We start from the raw sequence: 19,751 nt of genomic DNA, 5'->3' as shown, positions 1-19,751 counted from the left end.
CGTCACCCGCCGCCGGTGGAGTACCGCGCGGACCACGGGTGGTCCAGCGGGACGACGGCGCGCAGGGCCTCCCGCGCCCCGCCCGCCGCCAGCCACGCGTGCAGCACGGAGGCGGCCAGGTCCGTGGCCGCGTACGGCCCCGGCTCATGGCGTCCCGTGCCGTACGGCGCGGGCCCTGTGTGCCGGGTCCCAGGGCCGTCCGCCGGGCCGCCCCGCACGCCGAACACGCCGCGTACGCCGAGCACGTACCCGGTGCCGACACCGGGCACCGCGGCGACCAGGCAGCCGGGGTGACGGGCCAGCAGGTCGTCCACCCGGGCACGGGCCGCCGGAGCGGGCAGCGGCACCCGGCTCACCAGCACATCGGCGTGCTCCGCGAGCTCCGGCGGCCCCGGTGCGTCCGGATCCGCGCGCAGGTGCACATCGCACGCGAGGCCGTCGGACGGGAGACCGCCGGACGCGAGGCCGCCGATCGGGAGACCGCCGTACGGCGGATGACCGCAGGCCGGGCGCACCGGCGCGAGCCGTCCGTCCGGGGCGCGGGCCGGTGGGTCGGCACGGACGAAGGCCCGTCCGTGGGACACGTCCGACCGCCACAGGACGGCCGACCAGCCCGCCGGGCCGGGGCTCCCCGGCGGACTCGGCACGTCCGGCCCGCCCGGGACATCCCGAGGGGGCCCCGAGGCACCGGGCAGCCCCGGAGCGGCCGGGCGACCGGAAGCGGCCGGCCGCCCCGAACCGTCCCACCGGCCCAGGGCGGTCAGCCGCCGCAGGACGGCGAGCCGCCTCCAGCCGTGCAACCGTTCCCAGCCGTGCAGCCGTTCCCAGGCGTGCAGCCGTTCCCAGCCGGGCGGTGGCTCCCAGGCGTCCGGGGGTCCCCAGTCCTCCGGCTCTCCCCGGTCCCGCGCTCGGTCCCGGTCCTGTGACCGGTCCCAGGCCGGCGTGGGCGTGGGCGCGGTGTCCTCGTCCGGCCGGGTCCGGGGAGGGCGGCCACTGCCGGGCGGGGCGCCCGGGGTGGCGGTGAGGGGCGGGGCACCGAAGCAGACGGTGACCCAGGCCGTGCCGGGGCCGGGACGCGGCGGCGGAGGCGGCGCCGGGGGCTCGGTGACCGGTGCGGTCGGCCGGGCCTCCCGCCGGCCGTGGCGGCGCGTCCCGGTCCGCTGCCTCATCGTCCGGCCCCCGGGCCCGCGGAGACCTCCCACCGCCGCAGTGGGGGCGGCGGTGCGGGTGGCGCGACGAGCAGGGGGTGGGCCGGTTCGCCCAGGTCGAGCAGGCGGTAGACCAGGGCACGCATCCGCCGGTGGAACTGCCCCGGCACCGAGGTCAGCGAAGCGGCCACCTGGTCGTACTGGCCCGGACCGCGCTCGTGCGCCGCGTACTCCAGTTGCTCGGCCAGCGGCCGGGCGGAGGACAGCACGGGTGCGGCGGCGGCCAGCAGCGCCGCCGGGGAGGACGCCGACACCTCCCGGCGCGGGCCGTGCGTCAGCAGCACGGTCGCGTCGGTGAGCGTGCCGTAGGCCGTCAGGGAACCGTGGTCCCCGATGATCCAGTCGGCGGCGATCAGCAGGGGCTGCCAGTCGGCCTCCGGCGGCACGACCGCGATGCCCCGGTCGCGGCACCCGGCCAGCCAGCGGTGCACCTGCCAGGTGCCGTGCCCGGCGAACACGTTCGGATGGATCAGCAGGGCGATCCGGTGGCGGTCGTCCGGCGGACGGCTCACCAGGTGCGGCAGCAGCGCGTCGAGGTGCCCGAACGTGGAGCCCTGCCCCCAGGTCGAGGCGACGACCACCAGGCGCTGGCCGTCCTCGACCCCCAGTGCGCGGCGGTAGTGCCCGCGCAGCGGCAGGCCGGCCGTGATCCGGTCGACGCAGGGGTCGCCCACCACATGGGCCACGGGCAGCGCCTCGGGGCAGGAGCGGGCCAGCTCCGCCACGTCGCGGTGGTGTGCGTAGACGATCGCCCTCGGCACCACCCGGCCCTCGTGCAGCAGGTGCCGGCGGCTGAGCATCCCGGGCGGCCGGTGCTCGCCCGGGGCCAGGGACGTGGTGTCGGTGAGCGGTTTGATGTGCCCGGCACCGTGCGAGATCCGCACGACCGGGGTGCGCAGTTCGTGCACTCCGCGCGAACCGGCGGCCAGCGCCAGGTCGAACTCGGTGCGGCGGGCTTCCTTCCAGGGCACGGTGGTGATGCCCTGCGCCTCCAGATACCGGGTGACCCCGGTACCGAAGGCGTGCGGTGCGGTGGTGAAGGCGACCTGCACGCGCAGGTCGGCCTCCAGTAGTTCGAACACTTCCTTCAGGCGCTGTGCGAACGTCACCGTGTGGACGACCACCAGCACCCGCTTGCAGTCCCGTACGGTGAGCCAGTGTCCTCGCTCGATCAGTGCCGGTCTCGTGAATCCGACGGACACGCGATCCCCCATCGCTCATCTCGGCCTACAGCGGTCGACGAGGGGTTTCCCGGTGCGCCGGGCACTTTCCTTGCAGTCTCCTTGCAGTGGCCCTACGCGCGACGCCCGCGCTCCGGGGGCGTTCGGCCGGAGCACGGGCGGGCGTCGTACAGACGGGCGGGGCGGGGTGACCGGTGCCGGGACGGCGTGGTCAGAGATCGCCCTTGATGTAGGAACGGGCCGCCGCCATGGCGTCCTTGTGCCGGTCCTCGGCGATGGCCTGGATCGGGGAGTCGTCCTCCAGCTGCGGATTCATCCCGATCATCCAGGCGCGGGCGGTGTGGCAGTTCTCCTCGAAGGAGATCATCTGGAAGATCTGATAAGCGGCTCGCAGCCGCAGCTCGGAGTCGATGCGCGGGCTGTTCTGCTCGCTGCACCACTTGCCCACCTGCTTGGGGTCCTCGATACCGGCGATGAAGGCGGTCAGCCGCTGGCCGAAGTTCTCCTGGAGGAAACGCGCGATGGCCGACGCGGAGGCCTGAACCATCTCCGCGTGGGCGACGGTCTCGCCACCAGGATCGGTCCTGGTCGATCGGTCGGTCAGGGTCTTCATGCTCTCCTCGATTCCTCGGCGCACCGTCCGGTGTCCGGGACGGCGCGGCGGAGGGTGGTGTGTGGCGCTGCCTCAGGACGCGCGAACGTCAGCCTTGATGCGGCGGGGCGCGGGGAGGCATGCGTGCGGGAGGAGGTGACGGCGGTCGCGGACAGGGACGCGGGCACGCGGACCGACCGTTCGACGGTCGGCCGTGGCGCGTCAGCGGGTAACGGACGCCTGGTCAACATCGCTCCCCCCATGGGTGTCTTGGGACAAGTCTACCCCTTGTCCCGTCGGCTACTCCACCACTTTCCCCCTGGGAATCCCCCGGAAATCCCACCCAGCCCCTTCCCGGACAGAGTACATGAAACGGACTCAGGACCGCTCGGAAAGGCGTGACCAGGGGATTTTCGCCGCCAACCTGGGTGGATGGACGGGGGTTTCGGCCGGCCCGGACGGGGGCAGTGTCATCCCATCAGGGGGCGGCCGGGTGGCGGAGGTGACGGGGCCGATGATCCGACAGTGACGACCCGGCGGGCGGGCTGGCCGGCGGGTCGGCGGGTGAGCTGACCGGCGGGCCGGGAGCAGGCCGGAGCTGCGGCGGGCCGCCTGCGCGGTGGTCAGAACAGGCGCAGGCCGTACTCCGTGGCGACTTCCTGGAGAGCCTGGTCCTCCAGGCGGATGGGGCGTCGTTCGGCGTGGGCGAGGTCGACGTCCTGGAGGACGGCCCAGCACTGCCGGCCGCCGTAGCCGGAGCGGTAGGCGATGCCCTGGGCCAGGCGGTGCCCGGTCCGGTTGCGCTGGGCCACGGTCCAGGCGGCGATCTGCCGGGCGATCCTGCGGTCACGGCCGTGGATGTGCTCGTCGGTGAGCCCGTTCTCCACGCCCCACGCGCTCAGTTCGCTGTGCAGTTCCTTCATCAGGACCTCGCGGGTCGCGGCGGCGTCCACATCGAGGAAGCGGGCGTCCCCGGGCGGCAGCAGCCGGACGAGCACATGGTCCTCGCGCCAGCCGGAGGCCAGGTGTCCGAGGCGCATCGTGCTGGGTTCGCGGTCCCAGTCGCCGCCGATGAGGGCGCGCATCTTCGGGTGGACCCGGAAGTGCGCCAGCGCCTCCGCGTAGCAGCCGGCCAGATCGCTCGCGCAGTAGAGCATGCCGTAGGTGGCCAGGCTGAAACGGCCGGCGCTGGAGCCCTGGCTCGTCTCGGGCTCCAGCCTGTTGTAGGCCAGCGGCTGCCCGCGCTTGCCCAGGCGCCACATCCCCCGCTCGGGGGCGGAGACGAGCGCCACGGGAGGTTCGTCGGCCGACCGCATCACACGCGTGCCTTTCCGGCGGCGGCGCGCGCCGCCGGGGTCGTGTCGTTCATACACCCTCGCTGCTGGGCCGCTGTTGGCCGGCGGACGACACGGCCGGAGTCCGGGAGACCCGGCCGGCGGAGTGCGTACTCCTGGTGTTCCACCGGTGTTCCGCCGGGTGGGGTGGTACCGGTTGGTGCATGTGCCGACGGGACATTCGAGCGATCATTGTCCCGCAACCGCTGTGAAGGGGGGCGTTTTTCGGCCTGCGCGCGGGGGCGCGCGGGAGAGGCGCTGAGGCATCCGGAGGGCGCACGCCCGGCTCGGGGCGCCCGGCCGACCGGGGCGCGGGACGGGACTGGAGGGCGGGACAGGACGGGAGAGAGCGGGACCGGACGGTCATGGGACCCCCGGTGTCGGCTTCGCCGCCTCAGTAAGGACCCAGGTCCAGTTCGAAGACGCTGAGGCCCGCCTTTCCGGCCGCGAGCAGTACGGGGTGGCCCGGCGGGGTGCCGTCGCCGTCCGCCGGGCGGGCCCGGAGGACGCCCAGCGGGCTGCCGGTGACGACGCGCCTGACCCGGGCGCCGGTGGTGACGTCCCAGATGTGGACGGTGCCGCCGGGGCCGGTGGCCGCCAGGTGGGGGCGGCCGGCCGGGGCGGGGAAGCAGGCGAGGGCCGTGACCGGGCCGTCGGCGGCGTCCAGTGCCGCGCCGGCGGGGCACAGCGTCTCCGCGTCCCACAGGCGTACGGTCCCGTCCTCGCCGCCCGAGGCCAGCAGCGGACGCTCACCGGGCCCGGCGGGCACCGCGGCCACGGCGTGGACGCCCTGCTGCCCGCAGTGGACGGGTGGCCCGGCCGGACCGGTGGCGGGATCCCAGCTCCGCAGGGTGCCGTCCGCGCCGGCCGAGACGACGCGCGGGCCGTGTCCGGTGGTGAGCACGGCCAGGTCGCGGACGCTGAGGCGGTGGTCGTCCCAGCAGGCGAGCCGGGTCTGCCGCCCGAGGTCCCACAGATGGACGGAGCCGTCCGCGCCGCCGGTGGCGAGCAGGGTCCGTCCGGTGCCGTCCGGGAAGGCGGCCATCGTCTGCACGGGCAGGCTGTGGCTCACCAGCGTGCCCCGGCGCACCGGCGCACCGGCGAGGTCGGAGCCCGCGCCCGCGCCCACCGACCACAACTGCACGCTGGCGTCGCTGTGCGCGGTGACCAGCAGCGGCCCGTCGGCGGTCGCGGTCCACGCGAAGGCCGTCACCGCCGAGTCGCCCACGGGCAGCCGCACATGGCCTCCGGTGTCCGCGTTCCACAGCGTGGCCTCCTCCTCGTCGGCCACCGCGACGAGGAGCGGCCCGCCGGTCACGTCCCGGCCCGGCAGCGCGGCGGCCACGACCGAGCGGCGGACGGCCGGCGCCGGGCGGCTGCCGTGGCCCGTGAGCAGCCAGCGGCGCAGGGTGCGGTCGCCGCCGGCGGAGACGACGGACGGGACGGCGCCCGGTACCGCGGCCAGAGCGAGCGGGGTGGCCGTGTGGCCTTCGAGGGGGCCGCCGAGCGGGCGGCGCGTGCCGGTGTCCCACACCCGCAGCACATGGTCGCTCCCGGCGCAGACCACGGCGGACTCCCCGTCCACCGGTACGGCGGCCAGGGCCGTGGCCGACCGCGCGGGCGGCGGTCCCGCCGTCACCTCACCGCCGCCCTCCGCCGCGTCCCAGAAGCCGAGGTGCCCGGAGTCGTCGCAGGTCGCGAACCGGTTCGGCGCGGGCAGCCCGACCACGGCCCGCACCTCGTCCGGGTGCTCGCCCAGCGGGACGAGCCCCTTTCCCGGCCGCCACACGCCGACCCGCCCGCCCTGGGCGACGGCCAGCGCCATGCCCTCTCCCGGCCCGAGCCGGACACCGGCCAGGATCGCCGGTGCGGGGTCGAGCGCCGGGAGATCGGCGGCCGGTTCCGCCGCCGTCTCGTCCGCGTCCGCGTCCGCGTCGACGTCGACTTCGGTATCGGCTTCGGCATCGGCTTCGGCTTCGGCATCCGCATCGGTATCGGTATCGGCATGTGCGGAGGCCGCAGGAGTGCTGGGGCTGGTGGAACCGGCGGTGTCGCCGAGGTCCGAGGGGGCAGAAAGATCCGAGGGGCCGGACGGGTCCGAGGTGGCGACCGTGTGGAAGGTGACCGGGTCGAGGGCCGTCAGGCGGCCGTCGCTGTGGGCGACGAGGACGCGGGACGGCCCTGCCGCCGGGGTGAGGAGCGTGAGGCCACTGACCCAGGTGTGCGGCCGGCGCAGCGCCTCGCCCAGCAGTCGGCCGCGGGTGCTGTCCCACACCCGTACGGTCCCGTCCGTACCGCCGGAGACCAGCAGGTCGTCAGGGAGCGGCAGCAGGTGCTGGAGGGCGCCGCCCTGCGTGCGGGCGGGCGCGCCGACCGGGGCGCCGTACGTCTCCCAGCGGCGCAGCGTCCCGTGGCTGTCGCCGGTGACCAGCAGGGGTCTGCCGTCGGACGTGACGGTGTGGGCGAGGGACTCGACGACGGTGTCGGTGACGGCCAGGACGTTGTCCGTCGCCGTCCAGTCGGTCCACAGCGGGGTGAGGCACGAGCCCGTCAAGTGCCTTTCCGGCACGGGCAGTTCGGACAGCGGGACACGGCGGTGGGTCGCCGCGTGGTGCGCGAGGTGCAGGCCGGCCTGCCGGGACTCCGGATCGGCGTCGCCGAGGAACGGCTCGATGGCGGCCCATGCCTCCAGCCACTCCTGCCGCTGTCCGGTGCCGGTCTGCCGCAGCAGGGTGCGGACCTTGCCGCTCGTCTCCCAGGGCAGCAGGGCGCGCGGTACGTGCGCGTCGTCGAGGACGTCACCGCGTGCGGCGTGCGCGGCGAGATGGCGGCTCAGGTAGGGGTGCGGCGGGACGGTCGCGTCCTCGGCGACCAGCCCGGCCAGCGCCTCGGCGATGAGCCGGTGGGCCTCGGCCTGGGTGGTCCATGTTCCGGGGACTCCGGGGACTCCGGGGACTCCGGGGACTCCGGGGGCTACCGGGGTGGGGCGGCCCGGTGCGGTACGGCCTGACCGCCTGCGGGCCGTCTGGTCCGGGAGGGCGGCCCGGCCCGGTTCCGCCGCGGCCCGCGGGCCCGTACGCTCCCGGAGGCCAGGCGGGACGGGCGGACCGGACGGACTCTTCACGTCCCGCACGTCCCGCACGTCCCGCACATCCCGCACATCCCGCACGTCCGCCGCGTCCTTCACGTCCTCCGCGTCCGCCGGGGCCGGTGGGTCGCCCCGGTCCGGCAGGAGGTTCTGCCGCTGGTCCCGGAGGATCTCGGCCAGGCGTTCATGAGCCGGGCGGTACACGATCCGGTCGTCCTCGTGGTCGTGGGCCAGATACCCGGAGAGGCGGCCGCGCAGCAGGATGCCGATCATGCGGTCCGGCTCCTCGACGGGCCGCCCCAGCAGCGCACCGGCCACCGCCGGCCACACGGTGGACCAGGGGATGCCCGCGCCGAGCGCGAACGCACCGGCCCGCAGCAGCGCCAGGGCCACGTCCGGCGGCAGTCCCTCCATCCGCGCCAGGTGGAGATCGCGGCGGAGCAGCCCGGTGGTGCCGGTGTGCAGCAGTTCCCGCCACCGCGGGCTCGCGACCAGGGCGGCCGGGTCGGGGGCGGCCCGCAGTTGCTCGCCCGCGAGCCGGGCGTCCAGGAACGAGGGCCACACCTCGGCGGCGACCGTCTCGGCGGCCTCGCGCACGGCCGCCGCCCGGCGGGCCGTTGCGGCGGTTCCCGCGGCCGGACCCGCGGCCTCGCCGTCCTCCGTGCCGGGGCTCGTCCCCGTATCGATCAGCGCCTCCACGTAGTCGGCGATGTCGGCGCGGCTGCCCCGTCCGTCCGTGCGCAGGACCGTCGCCGAGGGGAAGACCTCGCGCAGCGCGCCGAGCAGTCCGGTCTCCCGCCGTCCGGCAGCCGGTGCCGCCTCCGCCACCGCGCCCGGCACGGCGGAGTCCGCCTCCCCCGCCTCCCCCGTCTCCTCCGGTTCCCCCGGGCCGGTCGCCGGCCGGCTGCTGCGTACGCCGATGACCAGCCGGAGGCGGCGGCGGCCGGTGCCCGGGTCGGAGCGGCGCGGTCCGGGGAGGGCGGCACCGGGCGGGAGCGCGCCGGGCGGGGGCACGCAGTGCGCGCCGAGCGGGGCGAGGACGCCGTGCACGATCCGGAAGGGCTCGGCGGCCTCGTCGAGTCCGTCCAGCACCACGGTCACCGGGTCCCCCGGCTCGCCGAGGTAGGCGTCGAGCAGGGCCGTCCACCGCTCCACCGGGTCGTCGGCGGGGCCGGGCGCGGGCGGGTCGACGCCCAGGCCCCGCAGCAGTTCCCCGAGGACGTCGGCGGCGGTGCGGCGGCGGGCGAGCACCGCCACGGAGACGGCCTCCTCGGCCGGTACGGTCTCCGGCGGCGCGGAGCCGACGGCGTCCTGGTAGCGCGGGTTGGCGCGGAACAGCGGGTCGCTGAGGGTCACCGCCCGGCCCAGCACCGCCGACTTGCCGCTCCCGGCGGTGCCGGTCAGCAGCAGGACGCCACCCGGCCGGCCGAGGAAGGCGGCCAGCGCGGTGTTCAGGCGCCGCCGCCCGCTGAAGTACCAGCCGGGGTCGTCCGCGTGCGGCCGCCCGCTGGCCCGCGCGAGCCATACGTCGATGTCGGCGGCGGGCGTGGCCACCGGGCGGCGGGCGGGCGCGACCACCTCGCGGGGCGGCCGGTACCCGGGGTTGGGCAGGCAGGGCGAGGGGACGGTCGAGCCGGAGCCGTCGATGACCCGGTGCAGCCGGTGCTTGCGCCGCTCGGGGTCGGAGCCCAGCTCGTTCTCGAACTCGGTCATCAACTGGGTGACGCTCAGCCGCTCGTGGGTGATCTGGGCGCTGGTGCGCAGCCGGTCGAGGACGCGGCGCAGCACCGAGGGGAAGCGCCGTACCTGCACCAGCTGGTCCTGGTCGCAGGTGGCGACGACGTCGAGTTGGGCACCCCGGCGGCGGCGCCCGGCGATCTCCCCGAACAGCGGCAGGAGTTCACCGGCGACGCCCTGGGCGAAGCAGGTGTTGACGATGACGAGGACGTTCTCGGCGTGGGAGTCGAGGGCGGCGGCGACGAGGTCGCTGGTGCGCACGGCCGTGGCGAGCTGCCGCTTCGGGTCCGTCCCGGGCAGTTGCAGGAAGTGGGTGCGGGAGGAGCCCATCCTGCCGTGGCCGGTGATGAAGAGGACCAGGGCCTTGCCGCGGTTCTCGCGCACCCCGGCCTCGTACAGGAAGCGCTCCACGTCGTGGCGTTCGCGCAGTTCGGGCTGGGGGACCTTGTGGAAGGGCTCGGCGGAGTCGGGCGAGCACCACCACTCGTCGAGGACGGCGAGCTGTTCGTCGATGCCCTCGGTGAACTCGGTGTCCCCGTCGTCGTAGTCGCGGACCGCGACCGTCACCAGGACGCGCTCGGGGCTCTGTCCGCGGTCCTCCGGGCCGCTTGCCCGCCCCTGCCCCGGCAGCGCGTCCGGCGATGTGTCACCGCTCCCCGCAAGTGCTCCCGCCCCCCGCTGCATGCTCCCTATTCTTCCCTCATGAGCCAACCGTCGCAGCAGTATCCGGCACCCGAACGGCCCTACCGCCTGCCCGCTCTGTCACCCAACACGACGCAGGACGCGGTGGTCGTCGTCCCCGGCATCATGGGCAGCGAGCTGTACGACGCGGAGCGGGACCGGGTGGTGTGGGGCCTGGCGAACACCGGGTGGCTGGTGCGCGCCTGGACCACGCCCGGGGGGCTGCGGCCGCTGCACCTGACGCCGGACGAGCGCGAGGGGCGGCTCGGCCGCATCCGCGCCCGGCGGCTGCTGACGACGCCAGCCTGGAGTCCCGTGCTGCGCGGGGTGGAGCCGTACACCGATCTGGTCACGGCCGTGATGCGGAGCGTGGCCGCGCCCGAGGCGGTGCTGGAGTTCCCGTACGACTGGCGGCTGCCGGTGGCCGTGAACGCGCGGCTGCTCGCCGCCGCCGCGCGGGCGCACCTCGAACGCTGGCGCGCGCACCCGGCGCACACGCAGGCGCGCAGGCACCGGGTCGACGAGCGCGAGGGACGGCTGGTGTTCGTCGCCCACTCCATGGGCGGACTGCTCGTGCACGCCGCGCTGGGCGACGGGCCGGACGGCGAGGAACTGGCCCGGGACACCCGGGGGGTGTGCACGCTCGGGACGCCGTTCCAGGGGTCGGCCGCCGCCGCGCTGATCCTCAACACGGGCCGGGGCACGCCGGTGCCGCTGCCGCACGGGCGGCTGCGCGACCTCGCGGTGACCCTGCCGGGCCTGCACGACCTGCTGCCGACGTTCCCGTGCCTGGACGAGGGCCTGAACGTACGGCGGCTGACCACCGTGGACATCGCCGACCTGGGCGGGGACAAGGACCTCGCCCAGGAGTCGCTGGCGTTCCACGAGCGGCTGCGCGGCCGGACGCTGCCCGGACACCGGGCGGTGGTCGGCATCAGCCAGCGCACGGTGCAGTCGCTGGCGCTGCGCCAGGGGGTCGTGGAGCCGTACGAGCACAGCTTCCGGCAGCACAGCGACGGCGAGCTGATGCGGGACGCCGACGGCGCGCCGCGCCGCTTCGACGTGGCGGGCGACGGGACGGTGCACCGGGAGTCCGCCGCGCTGAGCCGGGCCACGGTGCCGCTGGCCCTCCAGCACGGGGCGCTGGCCAAGGGGGAGGCGGCGCTGGAGGCGGTCACCGCGTTCCTGGAGGAGGACGAGCACCTGGGTCCCCCGCAGGCCGCCGCGGGTCTGGGGCTGCGGGTGCCGGATCTGGTCGCGCCCGGCGCGCGCTGGACGGTGCGGGTGCACGGCGCGGACGGCCCGGCGGGGCTGGAGTGCACGGTCGAGGAGGTCGCGGGGACGGGCGCGCCGGGCGGCTTCCGTACGCGGGCCGCGCTGGAGGCCGACGAGTACGGCGACGAGGACATCGTGGCCGGGCGGGTGACCGTACCGGCGCCCGGCCTGTACCGGGTCGTGCTCGACTCGGGCGACGGCACCCCGCTCACGCAGCTCGTCCTGGCGGGGGCGGAGCCGGAGGACGGGCCCGGCCTCACGGACTGAGCGCGCCGGGGTGCGCGCCCGCACGAGGTGTCGGCCGCGCGCCCCCTCGGGGGCGTACGGCCGTCATGCCCGCGCAACCAAGACCGGGTCACGACTTTCCCAGTGGTTCACCAAGGGCTGGTGGGCTGCACTCCGTCGGCAGCCGTACGACGCCCGTACCCGACGTACGGGCGCCCGGGTACGGACCTTCCAAGGAGTCGCTCCCATGCACAGACCCACCCGTCGTCAGCTCACGATCGCCACCGCGCTGGCCGTCACCACCGCGGCCGCCCTGACCGCCACCACGGTGGCCGGCGCCTCGGACAGCAAGCAGCACGCCCAGCACGCCATCCAGGGCGGCAAGGCGAAGAACGTCATCCTGCTGATCGGCGACGGCATGGGTGACTCCGAGATCACCCTCGCCCGGGACTACACGGTGGGTGCCGACGGGCGCCTGAACATGGACAAGTTCCCGCTGACCGGCGCGTACACGACGTACGCGGTGCACGCCGACGGCACGCCGGACTACGTCACCGACTCCGCCGCCAGCGGCACCGGCTGGGCCACCGGGCACAAGACGGTCAACGGCCGCATCTCCAAGACGCCGGGCTCGGACAAGGCCGTCCCGACCATCCTGGAGCTGGCGCAGAAGAACGGCTACGCGACCGGCAGCGTCACCACCGCCGAGCTCACCGACGCCACCCCGGCGGTGCTCGCCTCGCACGTCACCGACCGCTCCTGCCAGGGCCCGGCCGACATGGCCAAGTGCCCCAAGGACACGGTCAAGGCCGGCGGCCCCGGCTCCATCGCCGAGCAGTCCGTCAACCACAAGGTCGACGTGCTCTTCGGCGGCGGCAAGCAGCGCTTCGACCAGAAGATCACCGAGGGCCGGTACAAGGGCCTGACCGTGACCCAGCAGGCGCAGAAGCTCGGCTACCAGGTCGTCACCGACAAGGCGTCCCTCAAGGCCGCCCGGCCGGGCAAGCCGGTCCTCGGCCTGTTCGCCAAGGAGAACGTGCCGGTGGAGTGGACCGGCAAGGGCGCCGCGGTCGGCGGTACGGCCCCGCAGCGGTGCGTGACCTCCAACAGCTCGCGTCCCGCGAGCACCCCGAGCCTGGCCGACTCCGCCACCAAGGCGATCCAGCTGCTGGAGGCCAAGCAGAAGCACGGCCACGGCCGCTCCGACAAGGGCTTCTTCCTCCAGATCGAGGGCGCCTCGATCGACAAGCAGGACCACGCCGCCGACCCGTGCGGCCAGATCGGTGAGACCGCGGCCTTCGACCGCGCGGTCAAGGTGGCCCGCGACTACGCGGCCAAGCACCCCGACACCCTCGTGGTGACCACCGCCGACCACGGTCACAGCAGCCAGATCGTCCCGGTGGACGCCATGCCGCCCGGCCTGTCCTCCACCCTGGTCACCGACGAGGGCCAGCAGCTGAAGGTCAACTACTCGACCAACACCCCGGGCCAGTCGCAGGAGCACACCGGCACCGAGGTCCGTATCGCCGCGCAGGGCCCGCAGGCCTTCCGCGTCCTCGGCGTCACCAACCAGACGGACCTGTTCACCACGGTCCGCGAGGCGCTGCGCCTGCGCTGAGCGCGGGCCCCGCACCGAGGGGCGGGGAGCGGAGGCGCCGCACCTCCGCTCCCCGCCCCTCTTCTGTTCTTCCGGTTCTCCCGGCTCTCTACTGGTTCTCTTCTGGTTCTACTGGTTCTTCTGCGGCTCAGCGGGAGGCGCGTGGGGCCGGGAAGCCGTGCCTGCGGGCGCCCACCACGACGAGCAGCACCGGCACCAGCAGGGCGAGGACGGTCCACGGGAAGGAGCCCGGCCCGGCCGCGTCCAGCAGTACGCCGCCCGCCGCGCCGCCGACCGCCATGAACGAGTTCCAGGTGGTGACCAGCAGGGGCTGCGCGCGGTCGCCGCCGGCCGCGGTCACCGCGGTCTGGAGCAGCGTGGACACCCCGCCCCAGCCCAGGCCCCACAGCACCACCGCCGGATACACCAGGGCCTGCCCGCCGCCCGGCACGCTCAGCAGCGCGGCGGCCACCAGGAACACGGCGGTGCTCGCGACCGTCAGGGTGCGCAGTCTGCGGTCGACCAGGACGCCGGTGACGACGATGCTCACCACCGAGGCGAGTCCGAGGACCAGCAGGACCGTGTCCCGGGAGCCGCCCGCGCCGCGCGCGTCGAGGAACGCGGCGATGTAGGTGTAGAGGATGTTGTGCGCCAGCACATAGGCGGCGACGACGAACAGCACCGGCACGACACCGGGCAGCCGCAGCGCGCCCAGCACCGGTTCGCGCTTGCCCGGCCGCCGCCCCGGATGGTCCGGCACGGACACCGCGATCCAGACCGCGAGCCCTGCCGAGACCGCGGTGACCAGCCCGAACGTGGCCCGCCAGCCGACCAGTCCGCCCAGGAAGGTGCCGACCGGGATGCCCAGGGAGAGGGCCAGCGGCACGCCCGCCATGGTGATGGCGATGGCCCGGCCCACCAGGTGCGGGGGCGCCAGGCGGCGGGCGTAGCCGACGAGTTCGGCCCACACCACGGCCGCCGCGACCCCGGCGGCGAGCCGGAACGCCATGGTCAGCAGGTACTGCGAGGACAGCGCGGTGACCGTGTTGGCCACGGCGAAGGTCACCACGGCCGCCAGCACCAGGCGCTTGCGGCGCCAGCCGGCCGTGGCCGCCGACACGGGCAGGGCGGACAGGCCCGTCGCGATGGCGTAGACCGTCAGCGTCTGCCCGGCGGCGGACTCGCCGACGGAGAGGTCACGGGCCATCTCGGGCAGCACCCCGGCGGGCAGCGCCTCGGTGAGGATCGCCATGAAGGCGGCGGTGGCGAGGGCGAGCAGCGCGGACAGGGGGAGCTTCCCGCGCGGCTCCGCGTCCGGGGGCGGGCTCGGGGGTGTGTCCGGGCGGGTGAACGTGGGTGCGGGGCCGGGTGCGTCCGTGGGCCGTCCGGTGCACGGCGTCTGCGACATCGACATGCCTGTTAGGGTTCAACCCTCACATACATGTGAAGGTCAATCCGGCTCCGTATGAGGTGGGTCACATGCGCATCGGAGAGCTGTCCGCCCGCACCGGCACCCCGGCCAGGCTGCTGCGCTACTACGAGGAACAGGGCCTCCTCGTCCCCGACCGCTCCCCGAACGGCTACCGCGACTACTGCGAACGCAGCGTGGACCGCGTCCTCCAGATCCGCGGCCTGCTGGACTCCGGGCTCCCCACCCGCGTCATCAAGCAGATCCTGCCCTGCCTCAAGGAACCCCGCTCCATCCAGGTCGCCGACGCCACCCCCGAGACCATCGCCACCCTGGTCCGCGAACGCGACAGCATGACCCAGCGCATCGCATGCCTGATCCGCAGCCGCGACGCGATCGCGGTGTACGTGGACTCGGTACTGGCGCAGCAGCGGGAGGACGCACGGCGCACGGAGGCACGGCCGGAACCACCCGCCCTGGTCCAGGCACCGCGATAGCGTCGTCCGGAGGACCATCGGGGAGGGACGGCCACCGGATGCCGCACAGCTCGGACACCGCTGACAGGCATGAACAGCGCGGCCTGATCCTGGACTTCGCCGGCGTGCTGACTGCCAGTCCCCTCGAAGTACACCGCACCTGGTGCGTGGCGGAAGGACTGCCCCCGGACGCATGGCGCAACACCCTCGGCGATCATCCCGAAGGCCGACGCCTCTACGCCGCCCTGGAGATCGGCGGGATGGGACAGGCGGAGTGGAACGAGGGCACTGCCGCTCTGCTCGGGCCGCACGTCGATCCGGTCAACCTGATGGGCCGGGCCTGGGCTGGGGTCCCCGCGGCGCGCCGGATGGTCGCGCTCGCACGTGCAGCGCGGGCAGCCGGTCACCGTCTCGCCCTGCTGTCCAACAGCTTCGGTCTCGACCCGTTCAACCCCTACGAGCACGTCGGCGTCTGGGATCTGTTCGACACGCACATCGTGTCCGAGCTGGCCGGAATGGCCAAGCCCGATCCAGCGATCTACCGACTCGCCCTGGAGCGGGTCGGGTTGCCCGCCGAACGGTGCGTCTTCGCGGATGACCACGCGGTGAACCTCCCACCGGCCGCCGCGCTGGGCATCACCACCGTCCACGTGACCGACGAGGACACGGCCGTGGCCGAACTGGAAGCCTTTCTCAGCCTTTCGTCGGCCACGGCGTACCCCTCGACGTGATCCGCGCCAGCGTCTGGACCTGTCACTGCGAAGGCTTGCCACCGACGTGCGACCTCCCGCGTGACTGTTCATGGCCGCACATGTGAGGGGCGCTCCCCAGCACCTGGGCGGGCTGCCGCAGCGAAAGCCGACAGGGCCGCGCGCGTGAACAGCAGCGCGGGCCCGTGCGGGGTCTTGCTGTCCCGAACGGCCACCGTCCCGGCACCGACGATGCCGCACTCCACGCACTGTGCCCCGCTGTCGCTGTACGTGGACTTCCACCACGTCACAGGAAGGGTGGAGGCGTCGTCAACGTTGGTCATGCGGCTCTCCCCTGTCTCAGTGACCAGACCTGCCGATACCTCGGCCGGCGCGCCTACGCGGCGGCGGCCAGCTCGCGCGCCCGTTCCGTGAAGTCCGCGACGAGGCGGTGCTGCCCGAACGGCCGCATGCGCCGCTGTAGGTCCCCGACCGCCTCGACGGCCCGCGACGACTTGACCTGTCCGGCGAGCTTGAGTGTCCGCACACCCGCGGCATGCGCGGCCTCGAGGTCGCGCCGTTGCAGGTGCGACACCGCAAGGGCCGCATGGGACATCGCGCCGCGGCGGGCACGCTTCTGCAGGTGCGCGTGGCCGATGGACCGGCGGGCGTGTTCCTCCGCCGACGCGGCGTCGCCCAGGTCGCGGAAGGTGTTCGCATGCTCACCATGGAGGTACGCCGGGTCGATGAACTCCGCCCAGTCCGGTTCGCCGTCGGGGTCGACGTGTTCGTACGCCCGTTCCGACTGGGTGACCGCGTGCGCCGCAGCCGCCTTCTCGCCGAGCAGCGCGAGGGCGCGCGCCTCGAGGCACCACAGGTCCGCCAGACACGCCGCCGACGTGGTCCTCGACAGCCCTTGGCGGCCGGCCTGTGCGAGGCGCCGCCCCTCGGAGGGGTTCCCGAGCAGTGTCGCTTGATCGGCCATACCCGCGAGCACATGTGCGCCGAGAGCCGGGTTGCGTGACTCCTCGGCAAGGCGCAGCGACTGGATCAAGTACCGCTGAGCGACGCTCTGTTCGCCATTGTCGTAAGCCATCCAGCCCAGGAGGTACGTCTGTTCGGCCGCCGCTTCGCACAGCGCGCGCCGGACGTCCTCGGCGTGGGCCCGGCGCAGCAACGGGTACACGTGCGCGTTCATGTAGTCGGCGAGCACCAGCCGTCCCGACCCGCCGCCCTGAAAGATGTCCATGCGCTGGAAGGTCGTGAACATGTTCTTCACCGCGGACACGTCCTCGAGGCGTACCCGCGGCCCCTCCACCGGTTCCTGGTCAAGGGTGTTCAGCAACCAGTCCCGCGAGGGTCCCACCCCCGCGACGGCAGCGAACGGCGCGGCTGCAAGGAACTTCCGTCGATCCACGTCAGCTCTCCCCAGGTCTGCGACGACTTCCACCGTAGCCGCGTAACTGGAGTCGTACACGAGACCGGCGTCGGCCAACCCGCTGTCGCCGAGGCCGAGGTCGTACGTCGTGACCCGGTATCCGAAGTGATCCGAGAACACCGCTGCGAGGATGTCCGGCACAGGCGCCCGCGGCGTCTCGCCTTGGAGCCAGCACCGAACGCGCGTCGCGTCCGGTGAAATATGCGGCTGATTCCACTGAATGGCCTTGGATTTCACACGGCGGGCTAACTCCCCACGGCTCATCCCGGACCGTTCCAACCGCTGTGCGAGCTTGTCGTTCAGCGCCTTCATCCCTAGCCCCTTCGCGACGGAGGGTAGCGAAAGCGACACCCTTCGACACCCTTCACGACGGTACCGCCGATGCCGCCTCGCATGTTGCCTGAGTCGGAGAACCAGCCGGTCCGCCGACCGGACCGCGACAGCCCGTCCACAAGGGGAGAAGCGTGATCGAACGACGGCGGGGCACCCCGCCCGCCCGCTGCAAGCCTCTCATCGGTTCACCCGCCGTCCTGACCGTGGAGGGCGAACCCCGGTCAGCCGGTTCGGCACGCGCGTTCGTACGGGAGTTCATGGCCTCCAACCTCCCGGATGCCTCCGAGGAGTACGTCGAAACCGTCGTGCTGGTGGCGTGCGAAGTGGTCACCAACTCGATCCGGTACGGCACGGAGCCCGGCGACTCGATCCGGCTCACGCTCGACGCCGACCACGTCCGTACCCGAGTGGAGGTACAGGACCCTGTGCGACGCAGGCCCCGGCCGCGCCCCGAGTCCGACGACCGCGAACGCGGGCGCGGCCTGGTCATCCTCGATGCCCTGTGCATCGCCTGGGGCGTCACCCCCGCGCCGTTCGGCAAGTCCGTGTGGGCGGAGGTGAAAGCACCGTGACCGCGCTGTGGCTCGACCACGGCGCGGACGCGCTCCGGCTCGCCGCCCCCACGAGAGCGGTTTGTGGTGGGGTACGGCTCGTGCCCGCCGCCTCGCTCGAACGCGATGAACCGCGTTCGAGCGTAGGGCGCAACACACCGTCGAAGTGGAAGTGGGAGAACGCCTGTGGCAGCCATCGAGTACGAGACGAAGGCACTCGACATCGACCCGTCCGACATCGCACACCGCATCCTCGCCGCAGGAGGGGTCGAGACCACCGGGCGGCGGTTGATGCGGCGGTACGTGTACGACACCGTTCCCGCCGTCGCCGGACGGTGGGTCAGGCTCCGTGACACCGGTGACGGAGCCACGCTGTGCGTCAAGCAGATCGCCACCGACGAGGTAGACGGGACCCGCGAGACCGAGGTCACCGTCGACGACTTCGAGGAGGCCGCCGAACTGCTGCGGCTCGCCGGGCTGACGCCGCGCGGCTACCAGGAGAACCGGCGCACCTCGTACGCACTCGGAGCAGTACGGCTGGAGATCGACGAGTGGCCGCTCATCCCGCCGTACCTGGAGATCGAGGGCGACAGCGAGCGGGCGGTGTGGGAAGCCGCCGAAGCCCTGGGCCTGGAGCGCGCCGACCTCACGTCCGTCAACACCACCAAGGTCTACCACCGGTACGGCATCGACCTCGAGGCCATCGCGGACCTGCGCTTCGAGTAGTCCGATGACCGCACCTCCCGGCCGGGGCACCGGCCCCGGCCGGTCCGAGAGGAGGCACCATGCACCACCTGTCCGACCTGCCGGTCGAGGTCCGTCCGGACCGCACGTTACGCGTGAAGATCATCGATGCGTGCGGGCTGGCCTGTTCGTTCTGCCACAACGAAGGAACTCCCGTGGCGACGGACAACGCCGGCCGTTCCGCAGGAGAGTTCACCGGCACACCGGGGCTTTCCGGCCGGGTCTCCATCTACTTGAAGACCAATGGTGCCGACTTCCTTCCGGCCCGTATCCCCGCCGACCCGGATTTCGCTCTGGCGCTGGCCGCCGTCCGCGGCAGCCTGCCCACCAGCGAGGTCCACTTCACCGGCGGAGAACCCACTCTCCACCCGGAACTCCCCGGGCTGATCCGCATCGCCCGGCGTCTCGGGCTGACGGTCGGACTGACCTCGAACGGGGAGAACGGCGCGGCCGTCATCCCGGAAGCCGCGGCGGCCGGCCTCGACCGCATCAACCTCTCGGTGTTCGGTACGACACCGGAAGAACTCGCGGCGGTCCAGGGGCCGCGCCTGGCCTCCCCGAAACTCGCGGCCCGGAAGCTCGACGCGCTCACGCGGACGATCGAGACGAGCCGCGCACACGGCATCAAGGTCTCGGCCAACATCGTGATCCCGGACCGGAATCACGTGGAACGAGTGCTGCGGATCATCGAACAGCACGGCCGGTCGGTGGTGGTCCGCATGCTCGTGTCACTGGAGGACGACGGCGCGTCGCTGGCCGCCATGCAGGAGGTCGTCGACCACCTCGGCGCCGTACCGGTGCGGCGCATCGTCACGGCGGGGGCTTCTGACCAGCGGGTGCGCTACCAGCTGCCGGACGGGCGAACCCTGTACGCCAAGAGCATCCGGCCCGTACGTCTTCCGGAGACATGCGCCGACTGCCGGTTCAACAACCCCGACGACTGCCAGGAGGGGTACTACGGCGTCCGGATGTACCGGGCCACCGACGGTCCGTTCATGGTCGGCGTGTGCATTCAGCGGATGGACCTGTGCATGACACTCGGCGAATTCGTCATGAGTCGGCGGTGCCGGGAAGTAGCCGCCTTCCGGGACGACGAAGCGGCGCGGCTGACCCGGCTGTACGGGACGGCAGCCGTGCCCCCTGTGTCCCCCGTCTCATCCCACCCCCCAGGCAACTGAACCGGTGGCTGCTAAC

Annotated in this window: 15 protein-coding genes; 7 read left to right on the top strand and 8 right to left on the bottom strand. The window is 73.6% G+C overall.

Annotated features, from left to right (window positions below; translation table 11 throughout):
- Positions 1-2: 2 nt before the first annotated feature.
- From A8713_RS34725 to A8713_RS34270, 5 genes are all read right to left on the bottom strand, one after another.
- Positions 3-1,169, bottom strand: a complete 1,167-nt coding sequence (locus A8713_RS34725) for a hypothetical protein (protein ID WP_064534273.1) — start codon at positions 1,167-1,169, stop codon at positions 3-5.
- Positions 1,166-2,410 carry a hypothetical protein gene (locus A8713_RS16485; protein ID WP_237305387.1) on the bottom strand — a complete coding sequence of 415 codons (1,245 nt, stop codon included), beginning with the start codon at positions 2,408-2,410 and terminating at the stop codon, positions 1,166-1,168. The genes A8713_RS34725 and A8713_RS16485 overlap by 4 nt, the downstream gene beginning before the upstream one ends.
- A gap of 190 nt (positions 2,411-2,600) precedes the next feature.
- Positions 2,601-3,002 (bottom strand): hypothetical protein, encoded by a 402-nt coding sequence (locus A8713_RS16480; protein WP_064534272.1) that lies wholly within the window; start codon positions 3,000-3,002, stop codon positions 2,601-2,603.
- Between the two features lie 602 nt (positions 3,003-3,604).
- On the bottom strand, positions 3,605-4,297 hold the full coding sequence (locus tag A8713_RS16475) for an RES domain-containing protein (RefSeq protein WP_064534271.1): 693 nt from the start codon (positions 4,295-4,297) through the stop codon (positions 3,605-3,607).
- A 412-nt stretch (positions 4,298-4,709) separates the two neighbouring features.
- On the bottom strand, positions 4,710-9,824 hold the full coding sequence (locus A8713_RS34270) for a hypothetical protein (RefSeq protein WP_237305386.1): 5,115 nt from the start codon (positions 9,822-9,824) through the stop codon (positions 4,710-4,712).
- An 18-nt stretch (positions 9,825-9,842) separates the two neighbouring features.
- On the opposite strand from A8713_RS34270, the gene A8713_RS16465 reads away from it, so the two are divergent.
- Positions 9,843-11,363, top strand: coding sequence for a lipase/acyltransferase domain-containing protein (locus A8713_RS16465; RefSeq protein ID WP_443069724.1), 1,521 nt, complete (start codon positions 9,843-9,845; stop codon positions 11,361-11,363).
- A gap of 205 nt (positions 11,364-11,568) precedes the next feature.
- Entirely contained in the window at positions 11,569-12,939 is a 1,371-nt protein-coding gene (locus tag A8713_RS16460; RefSeq protein ID WP_064534269.1) for an alkaline phosphatase, read from the top strand.
- A 127-nt stretch (positions 12,940-13,066) separates the two neighbouring features.
- Here A8713_RS16460 and A8713_RS16455 read toward each other — a convergent pair whose 3' ends face one another.
- Entirely contained in the window at positions 13,067-14,332 is a 1,266-nt protein-coding gene (locus A8713_RS16455; RefSeq protein ID WP_079158998.1) for an MFS transporter, read from the bottom strand.
- Positions 14,333-14,397: 65 nt separating this feature from the next.
- Between A8713_RS16455 and A8713_RS16450 the strand changes: the two genes are divergently transcribed.
- Together A8713_RS16450 and A8713_RS16445 are read left to right on the top strand one after the other, a co-directional pair.
- Positions 14,398-14,823: a MerR family transcriptional regulator gene (locus A8713_RS16450; RefSeq protein ID WP_064534268.1), complete on the top strand. Its 426-nt coding sequence runs from the start codon at positions 14,398-14,400 to the stop codon at positions 14,821-14,823.
- Positions 14,824-14,861: 38 nt separating this feature from the next.
- Entirely contained in the window at positions 14,862-15,533 is a 672-nt protein-coding gene (locus tag A8713_RS16445; RefSeq protein ID WP_064534267.1) for an HAD-IA family hydrolase, read from the top strand.
- Between the two features lie 68 nt (positions 15,534-15,601).
- Here A8713_RS16445 and A8713_RS32320 read toward each other — a convergent pair whose 3' ends face one another.
- The gene (locus tag A8713_RS32320) at positions 15,602-15,835 is read right to left on the bottom strand and encodes a DUF397 domain-containing protein (protein ID WP_079158997.1); all 234 of its coding nucleotides are present in this window, start codon (positions 15,833-15,835) and stop codon (positions 15,602-15,604) included.
- A gap of 53 nt (positions 15,836-15,888) precedes the next feature.
- Positions 15,889-17,241 (bottom strand): hypothetical protein, encoded by a 1,353-nt coding sequence (locus A8713_RS16440; RefSeq protein ID WP_064534266.1) that lies wholly within the window; start codon positions 17,239-17,241, stop codon positions 15,889-15,891.
- Positions 17,242-17,393: 152 nt separating this feature from the next.
- Between A8713_RS16440 and A8713_RS16435 the strand changes: the two genes are divergently transcribed.
- The 3 genes from A8713_RS16435 (at position 17,394) to A8713_RS16425 (ending at position 19,735) form a co-directional block, all read left to right on the top strand.
- Positions 17,394-17,834, top strand: a complete 441-nt coding sequence (locus A8713_RS16435) for an ATP-binding protein (RefSeq protein WP_064534265.1) — start codon at positions 17,394-17,396, stop codon at positions 17,832-17,834.
- Positions 17,835-17,999: 165 nt separating this feature from the next.
- A complete protein-coding gene (locus A8713_RS16430) occupies positions 18,000-18,539 on the top strand; it encodes a class IV adenylate cyclase (protein WP_064534264.1) in 540 nt (179 codons plus the stop codon).
- Positions 18,540-18,598: 59 nt separating this feature from the next.
- On the top strand, positions 18,599-19,735 hold the full coding sequence (locus A8713_RS16425) for a radical SAM protein (protein WP_064534263.1): 1,137 nt from the start codon (positions 18,599-18,601) through the stop codon (positions 19,733-19,735).
- Positions 19,736-19,751: the final 16 nt, after the last annotated feature.

This window comes from Streptomyces sp. SAT1 (assembly GCF_001654495.1).
GTDB classification, from domain to species: Bacteria; Actinomycetota; Actinomycetes; order Streptomycetales; family Streptomycetaceae; genus Streptomyces; species Streptomyces andamanensis.
Note: the sequence above shows the minus strand (reverse complement) of the source record. Positions and strands in the feature narration are given on the sequence as shown.